This is a genomic window from Paracoccus sp. SSK6, assembly GCF_039770665.1.
GTDB lineage: Bacteria > Pseudomonadota > Alphaproteobacteria > Rhodobacterales > Rhodobacteraceae > Paracoccus.
Genome location: NZ_JBDPNJ010000014.1, coordinates 40,786 through 52,868, shown reverse-complemented (window position 1 = coordinate 52,868; position 12,083 = coordinate 40,786). Strand labels below are relative to the sequence as shown.

The window sequence follows — 12,083 nt, the reverse complement described above, 5'->3', positions numbered from 1 at the left end:
TTCATGCAATTTGCCTATGGCCCTTCCGTGATCCGGGTGAACATGCCCGACCGCTCCGCGCTGCTGGCCGAGGTGACGCGGCGCTTCCGCGCGGGTCAGGGCTTCGCCCTGGCGACGATCAACCTGGATCATCTGGTCAAGCTGCGCCAGGACCGCGCCTTCCGCGATGCCTATGCGGGCCAGGATCTGGTGGTGGCGGATGGCAATCCCATCGTCTGGCTGTCCCGGCTGGCCAGGCGTCCCGTCGGACTGGTGGCGGGGTCCGACCTGGTGCTTCCCATGGCGCAGCTTGCAACGGCCGAGGGCGTGGGCATCGCGCTTGTCGGCACGACCGATGCCGCGCTTGCGGCGGCTGCGCAGGAGATCGCCCGGCGCGTGCCCGGCTGCCGGATCGCCCTGCGTATCGCCCCGCCGATGGGCTTCGATCCTGACAGCGACGCGGCGCGCGACCTGCTGCATCAGGTCCGGGACAGCGGGGTAAGGTTGTGCTTCCTGGCGCTTGGCGCGCCCAAGCAGGAACGGCTTGCGGCGCGCGGGCGGGCAGAGGCGCCGGAGGTCGGCTTTGCCTCGATCGGCGCGGGGCTGGATTTCCTGGCCGGGAACCAGACGCGCGCGCCGCAATGGGTCAGGCGGATTGCGATGGAATGGGCGTGGCGGATGATGTCGGCGCCGAAGCGGCTGGTCCCCCGCTATGCCCGCTGCGCCGCCATCCTGCCTGTGGAAGCCGTGGCGGCGCTGAAACAGCGGCGCTGATCAGCAGCCGGTCCGGCCCAGCACCACCGCGACGGTGCGCAGCAGGATCGCCAGGTCGCTGGCAAAGGACAGGTTGCGTTCATAGCGGTTGTCATACCAGGCACGGGCGGCAAAGGTGGTCTTGTTGCGGCCCGCCGTCTGCCAGAAGCCGGTGATGCCGGGGCGCAGGCGGTAATAGCCGTCGCCCGAATACATCACCTGCTGGTCGGGCATCATGGGACGGGGGCCGACCAGGCTCATCTCTCCGGTCACGACGTTCCACAGCTGCGGCAGCTCGTCCAGCGACGTTGCGCGAAGCAGCCGGCCGACGCGGGTCACGCGCGGATCGTTGCGCAGCTTCTGCGCCGCGTCCCATTCCTCGCGCGCTTCCGGGTTCTCGGCCAGATAGGCCTCCAGCCGCGCTTCCGCGTCATGGACCATGCTGCGCAGCTTCCACATGCGGAAGATCCGGCCATCGCGGCCCACCCGTTTCTGCGAATAGAACGGGTTCCTGCCATCCGCCATCACGATCAGCGCCAGAAGCAGCACCAGGGGAAGGACGACGGGCGAGGTCAGCAGGACCAGGGCCATGTCCAGGGGCCGCTTGACCAGGCTGCGATACAGCCAAGGACAGGATTCACCATGAGAAGGAGAGGCCGCGGCACGGGCCAGGGCGACCGACTGGGACTTAACCGACATCTTTACCTACACATCACTGAAACATGTCCCAAACCGCGGGACGCTCACCGTCAACGATCACAACATAGCACCCGGCTGACGGGATGAATACGGATAAAGTTTGATTTAATTGCTTAATAACCTGCCATTTTGGATAGTTTGTCTGCGCCTTCCGCTTCCGGGCGGTGCGTGGCCCGCCTGCGTCAACCGCTGGTGGATCGCCCCTTGACCCGCCTGATTCCCTTTTTGCGGCGCCTGTGACCATCCTGCACGGGCCGTCGATTTTCCCCCCGCCGTTCGGTTGAACTGCGCCCGTTTCCGCCTATTCTGCGGTGCAACACGCCTGCCCGCCCAGGGAAAAGGAACCCATGCGATGACCGATGAAACCCGACGCCGTGCCGAGGATATCCGCACCGAGATCGAGGGGCTGACCCAGACCGCCTTGCCCGAACCCATCGCCGATCCGCTGAGCGTCCGCGCCGCCGACCCCCAGCTTGCCGCCGAGATCCGCCGCCGCATGGACGAGATCGACCTGGGCGACACCGGATCCATCGTCCGCTTCGGCACCCGTGCGCAGGCGGGCTTGCAGGAAATCAGCCAGAAGATGCTGGCCGATGTCAAAAGCAAGGATGTCGGACCGGCAGGCGAAAGCCTGCGCAGCATCGTGACGACGATCCGGGGCTTTTCGACAAGCGAACTGGATGTGCGCCGGACCCGCAGCTGGTGGGAAAAGCTGCTGGGCCGGTCGGCGCCCTTCGCGAAGTTCGTGGCCAATTACGAACAGGTCCAGACCCAGATCGACCGCATCACGGTCGAGCTTGAACGGCACGAACAGACGCTGCTCAAGGACATCAAGTCGCTGGATCTGCTGTATGACCATACGCTGAATTTCTATGACGAACTGGCGCTTTACATTGCCGCGGGCGAGGAGAAGCTGCAGGAACTGGACCGCAAGGCCATTCCCGACCTGGAAGCCCAGGTGAAGGCCGCGCCGGAAGACGATCAGGTGATGCGGGCGCAGGCCCTGCGCGACCTGCGCGCGGTCCGCGACGATCTGGAGCGGCGCGTCCACGACCTGAAGCTGACGCGGCAGGTGACAATGCAGTCCCTGCCCTCGATCCGGCTGGTGCAGGAAAACGACAAGTCGCTGGTGACCAAGATCAACTCGACCCTGGTGAACACCGTGCCGTTGTGGGAAACGCAACTGGCGCAGGCCGTCACGATCCAGCGCAGCTCCGAGGCCGCGCGCGCCGTCAAGGAAGCCAGCGACCTGACCAACGAGTTGCTGACGCGCAACGCCGACAACCTGCGCCAGGCCAATGCCCAGATCCGCACGCAGACGGAACGCGGCGTCTTCGACATCAACTCGGTCAAGGCGGCCAATGCCCAACTGATCGCCACCATCGAGGACAGCTTGCGCATCGCCGACGAAGGCCGTGCCCGCCGCGCTGCCGCCGAAAGCGAGTTGACGAAGATGGAGGCAGAGCTTCGCGACACCCTGGCCCGCGCGACGGCGCAGCGGCAGGACGGTCGGCTGGCGCCGGGGACGCCCGTGCGGACATGACGGCATCGCGGGTCGGCATCTGGCGCAGGCTGTCCTTGCTGGCGCTGCTGGCCCTGGCGGCCTGCCAGAGGCCGGAAGCGCCGCCTCCGGCTCCCGAACCCAGGCCGGTGGCGCGGCCTGCGGGGCTCGGCCCTTCGCAGGAGGATCTGCGCAAGGCGCGCGCCGAACGCAATCGCGCCGCCAATGCCGCGGCTGCCGAAGCCCTGGTCAAGGCAAGCGCCGCCAGCAATGCGCAGCGCGACTTCTATGACCGCGCCGAACGCGCCCTGCGCGCGCAGGGCAGGCTGCGGCGCGACCGGGTGCCGCTGGACGCCCCCATCGACGCCGACACCCTGACGCGCAACTTCATCGCCATCGCGTTGCGCGACGAATATGGACAGGGCGGGATCCAGGCGGGCGACGGCGGCGCACCGGCGCCCCTGCGCCGCTGGCAGGATCCCGTGCGTCTGCAGATCGAGTTCGGCACCACCTCGGACGTGGCGACCCGACGTGCCTACCGTGTCGAAGTCAGCCAGTTCGCCGCCCGCCTGGCCGAGGCGACCGGACATCGCGTATCCCTGACCGACAAAGGCGGCAACTTCGTCGTGATGGTCCTGTCCGATGACGAACGCCGCGCCATCGGCCCGCGCCTGGCGCAGCTTGTGCCGGGTATTCCCGCCCAGGACATCGCCGTCATGCAGGATCTGGACGCCGACAATTTCTGCACCGTCTTCGCCTATTCGCGGGGCGCGGCGCCCGTCTATTCCAACGCCGTCGCCCTGATCCGGGCCGAGCTTCCGCCCCTGCTGCAAAGTTCCTGCATCCACGAGGAGTTGGCGCAGGGCATGGGCCTGGCGAATGACAGCCCCGATGTGCGCCCCTCGATCTTCAACGACGATGAGGAATTCGCCCTGCTGACCCGGCATGACGAATTGCTGCTGAAGATCCTTTATGACCCGCGCCTGCGCCCCGGCATGTCCGCCGCCGAGGCCGAGCCGATCGTCCGCCGGATCGCGGCTGAGCTGCTGGCGCAAAGCCTCTGACTTGCGCCGGGGCGTGGCTTGGCGCCATACAAGGGCAACGGTATCCCGAGGGGGGCGAACATGGCGATCTTCGACATTCTTGGCGGCGAGTTCATCGAGGTCATCGAATGGATCGACGACACCCGCGACACGATGGTCTGGCGCTATCCAACCGTCGGCAACGCGATCAAGTATGGCGCCAAGCTGACCGTCCGCGAAGGCCAGGCCGCCGTCTTTGTCCATGAAGGGCAGTTGGCCGATACCTTCGGCCCCGGCCTTTACATGCTGGAAACGAACAACCTGCCGGTCCTGACGCGCTTGCAGCATTGGGACCACGGCTTCCGCAGCCCCTTCAAGTCCGAAATCTATTTCGTCAGCACGACCCGCTTCAACGACCTGAAATGGGGCACCAAGAACCCGGTCATGGCGCGCGACCCGGAATTCGGCCCGGTCCGCCTGCGCGCCTTCGGCACCTATTCCCTGCGCGTGACGGACCCGGCGCGGTTCATCACGGAAATCGTCGGCACAGACGGCGAGTTCACCAGCGACGAGATCACCTTCCAGACCCGCAACGTCATCGTGCAGGAGTTTTCCCGCGTCATCGCCGGATCGGGCATCCCCGTCCTGGACATGGCGGCCAACACCGATCAACTGGGCCAGCTGATCGCCAAGGCGATCAAGCCGACGATTGCGGCCTATGGCCTGACGATCCCGGAATTCTACATCGAAAACATCAGCCTGCCCCAGGAAGTCGAGAAAATGCTTGATAAGCGGACCTCCATGGGCATCCTGGGCGACCTGGACCGCTTTGGCCAGTATGCGGCTGGCGAGGCGATGGTGAATGCCAGCCAGAACCCCGGTGCTGCCGGGGCGGGCATGGGGGCCGCGATGGGTGCGGCACTTGGCGCGGGGATGGCTGGCCGACCGGCTTCCGGGCCGTGGGGCAGCGCGCGGCAGGCCACCGGGGCGACCCCGCCGCCCCTGCCGCCGCAAGCGGGCGGGCAATGGCATGTCGCGCTGAATGGCGAGGCGCAGGGCCCCTATGACCGCGCGCAACTGGAACGCCTTGCGACCGAGGGGCGGTTCATGCGCGAAACCCTGGTCTGGACGCCCGGCCAGGACGGCTGGCGCAAGGCGGGCGAGGTGACGGAGCTTGCCCCCCTGTTCCCCACCATGCCGCCGCCCCTGCCCGGCTGATTACCCGATGCCCACCCCGCAGACCGAATACCGCTATCCCTGCGAACAATGCGGGGCCAGCCTGCGCTTTCAGCCGGGCCAGCGGATGCTGGTCTGCGACTGGTGCGGCCATCAGCAGGTGATCGGCGACGGCCCGGCCCGCGCTCCGGCCCGCCAACCGCAAGGCGGGGCCGAGGGCGAGGACGCGATCCTCACTGACCCCGAAACCGGCCGCGCGCTGCAATGGGACACGGGCCACAAGGCCCCGGATCTGGTCGAGATCCCGCTGGAACAGGGGCTGCGGCTGGACACGGGATCGGATATTTCGACCACCGTGCGGCTGCTGTCCTGTCCGAACTGCGGCGCCCAGATCGAGATGGGCGCGGCCAGTCATGCCAGCGCCTGCCCCTTTTGCGCCACGCCCGTCGTCACGGACACCGGCACTAGCCGCAAGATCAAGCCGCAGGCCGTCATGCCCTTCCGCCTGACCGAGGATCAGGCCCGCCGCGCGATGGAGGATTGGTTGGGCAACCTGTGGTTCGCCCCATCGGGCCTGACCGCCTATGCCCGGCGCGGGCGCCGGATGCGCGGGGTCTATTCGCCCTACTGGACCTTCGACGCGCGCAGCCGGTCGGATTACGTCGGGCAGCGCGGGGATTATTATTACGAAACCGTCTATGTCACCCAGCAGGTGAATGGCCGCACCCAACAGGTGCCGCGCCAGATCCGCCGCACACGCTGGCGTCCCGTGGCAGGCCAGGTCGCGCGCGACTTCAACGACGTGCTGGTGCTGGCCTCGGCATCGCTGCCGCGCAAGTTCTCGGACGGGCTGACGCCTTGGGATCTGTCGCATCTGCGGACCTATGCACCCGACTACCTGGCGGGATTCGAGGCCGAGGCCTATACGATCCCGCTGGCCGAGGGTCACAAGATCGCGCGGGCCGAGATGGCGAGCGTGGTCCTGAACGACGCCCGCCGCGACATCGGCGGCGACGAACAGCGGGTCTACCAGATTCGCACCGATTACCGGGCCGAGACCTTCAAGCATGTCCTGCTGCCGGTCTGGACCGCGGCCTATCGCTATAACGGGAAAAGCTATCGCTTCGTGGTCAACGGCCAGTCGGGCCGGGTGGTGGGCGAACGCCCCTGGTCGGCCTGGAAGATCGCCACAGCCGTGATCCTCGCCCTGATCGCGATGGCAGCGTTCCTGTATCTGGCCGAAGCTGGCGGCTATCTGCAATACGACCTGGGCGGCGGACTGGACATGCCAGTCCGCCTGCCCGGAGGAGATTTCACCATCAGGCCCAATTAGCGGGCCGGATTCACCGGCGGCTGAGCGTCCGTTTGCGCCGCAAGGCGATCAGGCTTCCCAGCGCCGCCGCCAGAAGCGGCAATCCGGCAGGCAATGGGACTGGCGCAATGTCATATCCGATGTCGAAGGTCGCGGTGCTGCCGGTGCCATAGCTTGCACCCGTCCAGTTGACCAACACCTCATCGGCATCGGACGAGGTGGTGATCGGGCCGATCGTGATGGACGCCAAGGCAAAGGCTGTCAGGCTGCCCGCAGCATGATGTGGAGCCCGTTGAAGGATGTGTTGTCATATGCCGATTTTGGTCTGCCTCTTGGCGGTTGCCCTTGGCCCTCTCTCCCCTGACCGAATCATTCTGGCCTGAAGTTGGGGATGTTGTTGTCATGCCGGGCCCGCTAAGGTCGGCGCGGGACAAACCGGGGGAGCCTATGATCCTGTGCGCAGGCGAATCGCTGATCGACATGGTGCCAGAGAACGGCACGTTCCGGCCGCTGGCGGGGGGATCGGTCTATAACACCGCCATCGCGCTTGGCCGGCTGGGCGAAGCCACCGCCTATCTTTGGCCGATCAGCCGCGATCCCTTTGGCGACTTGCTGCTGCGCCCCTTATCCGAGGCTGGGGTGAACACCGACCTTTGCCCCCGGACCGATCGGCTGACCACGCTGGCCCTTGTAACGCTGACGGGGGGAGAGGCGCGCTATTCCTTTTACGACGAAGGATCGGCCGGGCGGATGCTCGCGCGCGAAGATCTGTCTGCCCTGCCCGACCAAATCCAGGCCCTGTTCGCAGGCGGCATCAGCCTTGTGCCCGATCCTTGCGGCGCGGCCATCGAGGCGCTGCTTGAGCGCGATGGCGACCGCCTGCCGGTCATGCTGGATCCGAACATCCGGCCCTTCTTCATCACCGATGCCAATGCCTATCGCGCCCGCCTGTCACGGCTCATCGCGCGGGCCGACATCGTGAAGCTGTCCGGCGATGACCTGGAATGGCTTTATCCAGACCTGCCGCCCGAAGATGCGGCGCGTCAGGTTCTGGCGCAGGGCCCACGCATCGTCCTGCAGACAGGCGGCGCGGCTGGCGCACGGGCGCATTGGGCAGGCGATACGGTCACGGCTCCGGCGATCCGCACGACCGTTGCGGATACGATCGGCGCGGGCGACACCTTCAACGCGGGCGTCCTGGCCAGCCTGCGGCGTCAAGGCGTGCTGACCAAGGGCGGACTGGCCTCGATCACCGCCGACCAGATTGCCGCCGCCCTGGCGCTTGGCGCGCAGGCTGCGGCCGTCACCGTATCCCGCCCCGGCGCCAACCCGCCTTGGGCGCACGAGATGCCGGACGCCCTTTCAGATTGACGAACATCGGGCTAGAACCATCACATGAATATTCTGGACAAGATCAAGGCCTACAAGCTGGACGAAATCGCCGCCGCGAAGGCTGCGCGCCCGCTTGCCGATGTCGAGGCTGCCGCCCGCGCGGCCTCTGCCCCGCGCGGCTTTGCGCAGGCGCTGACGCAGAAGGCCGCCTCCGGCGCCGCGCTGATTGCCGAGATCAAGAAGGCCAGCCCTTCCAAGGGCCTGATCCGGCCCGACTTCGATCCCCCCGCATTGGCGCGCGCTTACGAGTCGGGCGGGGCGGCTTGCCTGTCGGTCCTGACCGACGCGCCCAGCTTCCAGGGGTCGCCCGGCTTCCTCACGGCGGCCCGCGACGCTTGTTCCCTTCCGGTCCTGCGCAAGGATTTCCTTTACGACACCTACCAGGTGGCCGAGGCACGGGCCTGGGGTGCAGACTGCATCCTGATCATCATGGCCTCGGTCGATGATACCCTTGCGGCCGAGTTGGAGGACGCAGCCCGTCACTGGGGCATGGACGCGCTGATCGAGGTCCACGACGCCCCGGAACTGGACCGCGCGCTGCGCCTTGAATCCCCGCTGATTGGCATAAACAACCGCAATCTAAAGACATTCGATCTTTCCCTTGATGTCACGCGCGAACTTGCGCCGCGCATTCCGCAGGATCGCGACATCGTCTGCGAAAGCGGCCTTTTCACCGCTGCCGATCTGGCCGCGATGATGCAGGTCGGCGCCCGCCGCTTCCTCATCGGCGAAAGCCTGATGCGGCAGGCGGACGTGACAGCAGCCACCCGCCAGATCCTGGGCGTGGCGGCATGAGCCTGACCCATTTCGACGCTGCGGGTCAGGCCCATATGGTGGATGTGTCGGACAAGGCGGTGACGACCCGAGAAGCCGTCGCCCAAGGCTGCGTCACCATGACGGCCGAGACATTGGCGCTGGCCCAAGGCGGTGCGAAGAAAGGCGACGTTCTTGGCGTGGCACGGCTGGCCGGGATCATGGCGGCCAAGCGGACCTCGGATCTGATCCCGCTTTGCCATCCCTTGCCCATCAGCAAGGTCTCACTGGAACTGACCCCGGATAGCGCGCTTCCCGGCATCCGCGTCACGGCCACCGTCCGCACCACGGGTCAGACCGGCGTAGAGATGGAGGCGCTGACGGCCGTTTCGGTCGCCTGCCTGACGATCTATGACATGCTGAAAGCGGCCGAAAAGTCCATGACCATCCAGGACATTCGCCTGATAAGAAAAAGCGGCGGAAAGTCAGGATATTACGAGGCGATACCGTGATTTCGGTTGAACAAGCCCTGGATTACGTCCTTGATCTTGCCCCCCTTGTAAGGGCTGAGCAGGTTCCGATCGCCCAGGCCTTGGGCCGCGCTTTGGCAGAACCCGCCGTCTCTCGCATCACGCAGCCCCCCTTCGATGCATCCGCCATGGACGGCTATGCCGTCCGTCTGGCGGACATGAATGAACCTTTGACCGTGATCGGCGAGGCCGCTGCTGGACATCCCTGGACGGGTCAGCCGGTCCCCCATAGCGCCGTCCGTATCTTTACAGGCGCGCCTGTCCCGGCGGGTTATGACTGCGTTGTCATGCAGGAAAACGTAACCCGAGACGGAGACCGGATCACGGTAAACGCTCCCTCCGCCGGCACCAACATCCGTCCTGCGGGAGACGACTTCCGGGAAGGCGACAGCTTTGCGCCCGCCCGCAAGCTGACCGCAGCCGATATCGCGCTTCTTGCCGCGATGAACGTACCGTCGGTCACTGTGGCCAAACGCCCGAAGGTCGCGATCCTGGCCGGCGGGGACGAACTGGTAACGCCCGGCACCCAGCCAAAGCCGGGGCAGATCATCAGCTCCAACGATCTTGCCATTGCGGCCTTGGTGCGCCAGGCGGGGGGCGAACCGCACATCCTGCCGATTGCGCAGGACACTGAAGAAAGCCTGCAGGCCAGTTTCGGTGCCGCAGCGGGTGCCGACCTGCTGGTCACCATCGGCGGCGCGTCGGTCGGCGATCATGACCTGATCGGCAAGGTGGCGGCAGACCTTGGGCTGCAACGCGCCTTCTACAAGATTGCAATGCGCCCCGGAAAGCCGCTGATGGCCGGGCGCCTTGGCGATATGCCGATGATCGGGCTGCCCGGAAATCCAGTTTCCGCAATTGTTTGCGGCATCTTGTTTGTGCAACCTCTCATCTCTGCAATGCAGGGGGTTCACACCCGGCATCGCTTGCTCAAGGCTCGACTTGCCGTTGACCTGCCAGCCGAAGGAAACCGGCAGCATTACCTGCGCGCCGTCCTTGAGGAAGGTGAGGATTTGCCGCTGATCCGGCCATTTTCAAGTCAGGATTCCGCACGCTTGTCGCTGATGGCGCAATCGGATGCCTTGTTGGTCCGCCACGCGGACGATCCTGCGCGCCATGCTGGTGAAATCGTCAGCTTTCTGCCCCTTCGCGGCTGAGGATTAACGAATTTTTCAAGTTCCGGTGCTCTGTTCGTTGACGGGATTCTACTTTTGCGATAGAACAGATACGGAACAAGACGATGGCGGGGACCGACGCGATGCTGACCAAGAAGCAAATCCAGCTGCTGGATTTCATTCAAAAGCGCATGGCGCGCGACGGCGTTCCGCCCTCCTTCGATGAAATGAAGGAAGCGTTGGACCTTCGTTCCAAGTCCGGCATCCATCGCCTGGTGACCGCGCTTGAGGAGCGGGGCTTCATTCGCAGGCTTCCCCATCGCGCCCGCGCCCTGGAAATCGTGCGCCTGCCCGACGCTCTGGCCGAGGCCGCGGAAACAAAGCCGGGCTTCACGCCGCGCGTCATTGCGAACACCCGTCCGCCCAGGCCGCGCGGCGCCATTTCCATCGCCGACAGCCCGGCGGTCGAACTTCCGCTGATGGGCCGCATCGCGGCTGGCGTCCCGATCGAAGCGATATCCGAGGTGTCGCATCATGTCGCGGTACCGGGCACCATGCTCAACGGCCGCGAGCATCATTACGCGCTTGAGGTGCAGGGCGATTCCATGATCGAGGCCGGCATCAACGACGGCGATGTGGTGGTGATCCGCGAACAGGACACGGCAGAGAATGGCGACATCATCGTGGCCTTGGTCGAAGGCCACGAAGCGACGCTGAAGCGCTATCGCCGGCGGGGCGGCATGATCGCCCTGGAGGCCGCGAACCCCGCTTATGAGACGCGGATCCTGCCCGAGGAAAGCGTTCGCATCCAGGGGCGCTTGGTTGGGCTAATTCGCAGCTACTAAGCTTTGCGACGCGGGGTGGGCTTCAAACGTGATCAAAGAAGCCCGCACCCGCCCGTCCCAGCAACTCCTCGGCCAGATCGGTGCCCATCGCGGCGCCTTCCCCGATATCTCCTTCCCGATGTCCGCTGATCGCCGCCGATCCATCGGGGCGCAGGATTTCGCCGCGCAGAAGCAGGCGGCCATCCCTGATCTCGGCCAGGCCAGCAATCGGGGTCTGGCAGGATCCATCAAGCCGGGTCAGGAAAGCGCGCTCGGCGGTGATGCGATGTCCCGTGTCATCGTGGTGGATCGCCGCCAGAAGGCTTGCGGCCATGTCGTCGTTCTGACGGCGCTCGACCCCGATGGCGCCTTGCGCCACGGCAGGCAGCATCTCGGCCGGGTCGATCGCATTGCGGGCGACATCCAGCATCCCCAGGCGCGACAAACCGGCCATGGCCAGGAAAGTCGCCGCAGCCACGCCTTCATCCAGCTTCTTCAAACGGGTCTGAACATTGCCGCGAAACTCCACCAGATGCAGGTCGGGGCGGCGATGCGCCAGTTGCGCGCGGCGGCGCAGGCTGGAAGTGCCCACCACCGTGCCTGCAGGCAGATCGGGGATCGTGCCGAAATGCGGGCTGACGAAGGCATCCCGCACATCCTCGCGCGGCAGAAGGCAGTCGATCACCAGCCCTTCCGGCTGAAGGGTCGGCATGTCCTTCATCGAATGGACAGCGATGTCGATCTGCCTGGACAGCAGCGCATCCTCGATCTCGCGCGTGAACAGGCCCTTGCCGCCGATTTCCTTCAGCGGCCGGTCAGTGATGCGGTCGCCGGTCGTCTTGATGACGACGATCTCGAAAGCCTCGGGCGGCAGGCCATGTGCGGCGGCCAGGCGGTCGCGCGTTTCATGCGCCTGCGCAAGCGCCAGCTTGGATCCTCGGGTGCCGATCTTCAGGGGGCGGGTGGGTTCGGGCATTTGGGTCATGGTCCCGGCATAGCCCCAGGCAGGCTGCTTGACAACGCCCGA

General features: G+C 65.9%; 13 protein-coding genes. 10 read left to right on the top strand and 3 right to left on the bottom strand.

Annotated elements, in window-relative coordinates; translation table 11 throughout:
- Positions 1–3: 3 nt before the first annotated feature.
- Positions 4–753 (top strand): WecB/TagA/CpsF family glycosyltransferase, encoded by a 750-nt coding sequence (locus AAIL68_RS11180; RefSeq protein WP_347139853.1) that lies wholly within the window; start codon positions 4–6, stop codon positions 751–753.
- On the opposite strand, the gene AAIL68_RS11175 is transcribed toward AAIL68_RS11180, so the two are convergent.
- Complete coding sequence (locus AAIL68_RS11175) at positions 754–1,431, bottom strand: sugar transferase (RefSeq protein ID WP_347139852.1); 678 nt, start codon at positions 1,429–1,431, stop codon at positions 754–756. It lies immediately after the preceding gene.
- 352 nt (positions 1,432–1,783) lie between these two features.
- Here AAIL68_RS11175 and AAIL68_RS11170 point away from each other — a divergent pair, with 352 nt between their 5' ends.
- Genes AAIL68_RS11170 through AAIL68_RS11155 form a run of 4 tightly spaced genes read left to right on the top strand, consistent with a single transcriptional unit; the run spans position 1,784 to position 6,463 of the window.
- Positions 1,784–2,974, top strand: a complete 1,191-nt coding sequence (locus AAIL68_RS11170; protein WP_347139851.1) for a toxic anion resistance protein — start codon at positions 1,784–1,786, stop codon at positions 2,972–2,974.
- Positions 2,971–3,996, top strand: coding sequence for a DUF2927 domain-containing protein (locus tag AAIL68_RS11165; RefSeq protein ID WP_347139850.1), 1,026 nt, complete (start codon positions 2,971–2,973; stop codon positions 3,994–3,996). Before AAIL68_RS11170 ends, AAIL68_RS11165 begins: the two co-directional genes overlap by 4 nt.
- A gap of 60 nt (positions 3,997–4,056) precedes the next feature.
- Complete coding sequence (locus AAIL68_RS11160) at positions 4,057–5,172, top strand: SPFH domain-containing protein (protein WP_347139849.1); 1,116 nt, start codon at positions 4,057–4,059, stop codon at positions 5,170–5,172.
- Between the two features lie 7 nt (positions 5,173–5,179).
- Positions 5,180–6,463: a zinc ribbon domain-containing protein gene (locus AAIL68_RS11155; RefSeq protein ID WP_347139848.1), complete on the top strand. Its 1,284-nt coding sequence runs from the start codon at positions 5,180–5,182 to the stop codon at positions 6,461–6,463.
- A gap of 10 nt (positions 6,464–6,473) precedes the next feature.
- Here AAIL68_RS11155 and AAIL68_RS11150 read toward each other — a convergent pair whose 3' ends face one another.
- Positions 6,474–6,692, bottom strand: a complete 219-nt coding sequence (locus AAIL68_RS11150; RefSeq protein WP_347139847.1) for a VPLPA-CTERM sorting domain-containing protein — start codon at positions 6,690–6,692, stop codon at positions 6,474–6,476.
- Between the two features lie 197 nt (positions 6,693–6,889).
- Here AAIL68_RS11150 and AAIL68_RS11145 point away from each other — a divergent pair, with 197 nt between their 5' ends.
- The 5 genes from AAIL68_RS11145 (at position 6,890) to lexA (ending at position 11,077) form a co-directional block, all read left to right on the top strand.
- On the top strand, positions 6,890–7,813 hold the full coding sequence (locus AAIL68_RS11145; protein ID WP_347139846.1) for a carbohydrate kinase: 924 nt from the start codon (positions 6,890–6,892) through the stop codon (positions 7,811–7,813).
- Positions 7,814–7,837: 24 nt separating this feature from the next.
- The gene (gene trpC, locus AAIL68_RS11140; protein WP_347139845.1) at positions 7,838–8,629 is read left to right on the top strand and encodes an indole-3-glycerol phosphate synthase TrpC; all 792 of its coding nucleotides are present in this window, start codon (positions 7,838–7,840) and stop codon (positions 8,627–8,629) included.
- A complete protein-coding gene (moaC, locus tag AAIL68_RS11135) occupies positions 8,626–9,099 on the top strand; it encodes a cyclic pyranopterin monophosphate synthase MoaC (RefSeq protein WP_347139844.1) in 474 nt (157 codons plus the stop codon). Before trpC ends, moaC begins: the two co-directional genes overlap by 4 nt.
- Positions 9,096–10,274 (top strand): gephyrin-like molybdotransferase Glp, encoded by a 1,179-nt coding sequence (gene glp / locus AAIL68_RS11130; RefSeq protein ID WP_347139843.1) that lies wholly within the window; start codon positions 9,096–9,098, stop codon positions 10,272–10,274. The genes moaC and glp overlap by 4 nt, the downstream gene beginning before the upstream one ends.
- Positions 10,275–10,375: 101 nt before the next feature.
- Positions 10,376–11,077 (top strand): transcriptional repressor LexA, encoded by a 702-nt coding sequence (gene lexA, locus AAIL68_RS11125; protein WP_347139870.1) that lies wholly within the window; start codon positions 10,376–10,378, stop codon positions 11,075–11,077.
- Between the two features lie 22 nt (positions 11,078–11,099).
- Here the strand turns inward: lexA and hemC are convergent, their stop codons facing one another.
- Positions 11,100–12,041, bottom strand: coding sequence for a hydroxymethylbilane synthase (gene hemC / locus AAIL68_RS11120; RefSeq protein WP_347139842.1), 942 nt, complete (start codon positions 12,039–12,041; stop codon positions 11,100–11,102).
- Between the last annotated feature and the right edge of the window lie 42 nt (positions 12,042–12,083).

Coding starts and splice junctions, on each gene's coding strand:
- AAIL68_RS11175 (WP_347139852.1), bottom strand. CDS start 1,431: ATGTCGGTTAAGTCCCAGTCGGTCGCCCTGGCCCGTGCCGCGGCCTCT.
- AAIL68_RS11160 (WP_347139849.1), top strand. CDS start 4,057: ATGGCGATCTTCGACATTCTTGGCGGCGAGTTCATCGAGGTCATCGAA.
- AAIL68_RS11180 (WP_347139853.1), top strand. CDS start 4: ATGCAATTTGCCTATGGCCCTTCCGTGATCCGGGTGAACATGCCCGAC.
- AAIL68_RS11155 (WP_347139848.1), top strand. CDS start 5,180: ATGCCCACCCCGCAGACCGAATACCGCTATCCCTGCGAACAATGCGGG.
- trpC (WP_347139845.1), top strand. CDS start 7,838: ATGAATATTCTGGACAAGATCAAGGCCTACAAGCTGGACGAAATCGCC.
- AAIL68_RS11165 (WP_347139850.1), top strand. CDS start 2,971: ATGACGGCATCGCGGGTCGGCATCTGGCGCAGGCTGTCCTTGCTGGCG.
- AAIL68_RS11145 (WP_347139846.1), top strand. CDS start 6,890: ATGATCCTGTGCGCAGGCGAATCGCTGATCGACATGGTGCCAGAGAAC.
- hemC (WP_347139842.1), bottom strand. CDS start 12,041: ATGACCCAAATGCCCGAACCCACCCGCCCCCTGAAGATCGGCACCCGA.
- moaC (WP_347139844.1), top strand. CDS start 8,626: ATGAGCCTGACCCATTTCGACGCTGCGGGTCAGGCCCATATGGTGGAT.
- AAIL68_RS11170 (WP_347139851.1), top strand. CDS start 1,784: ATGACCGATGAAACCCGACGCCGTGCCGAGGATATCCGCACCGAGATC.
- lexA (WP_347139870.1), top strand. CDS start 10,376: ATGCTGACCAAGAAGCAAATCCAGCTGCTGGATTTCATTCAAAAGCGC.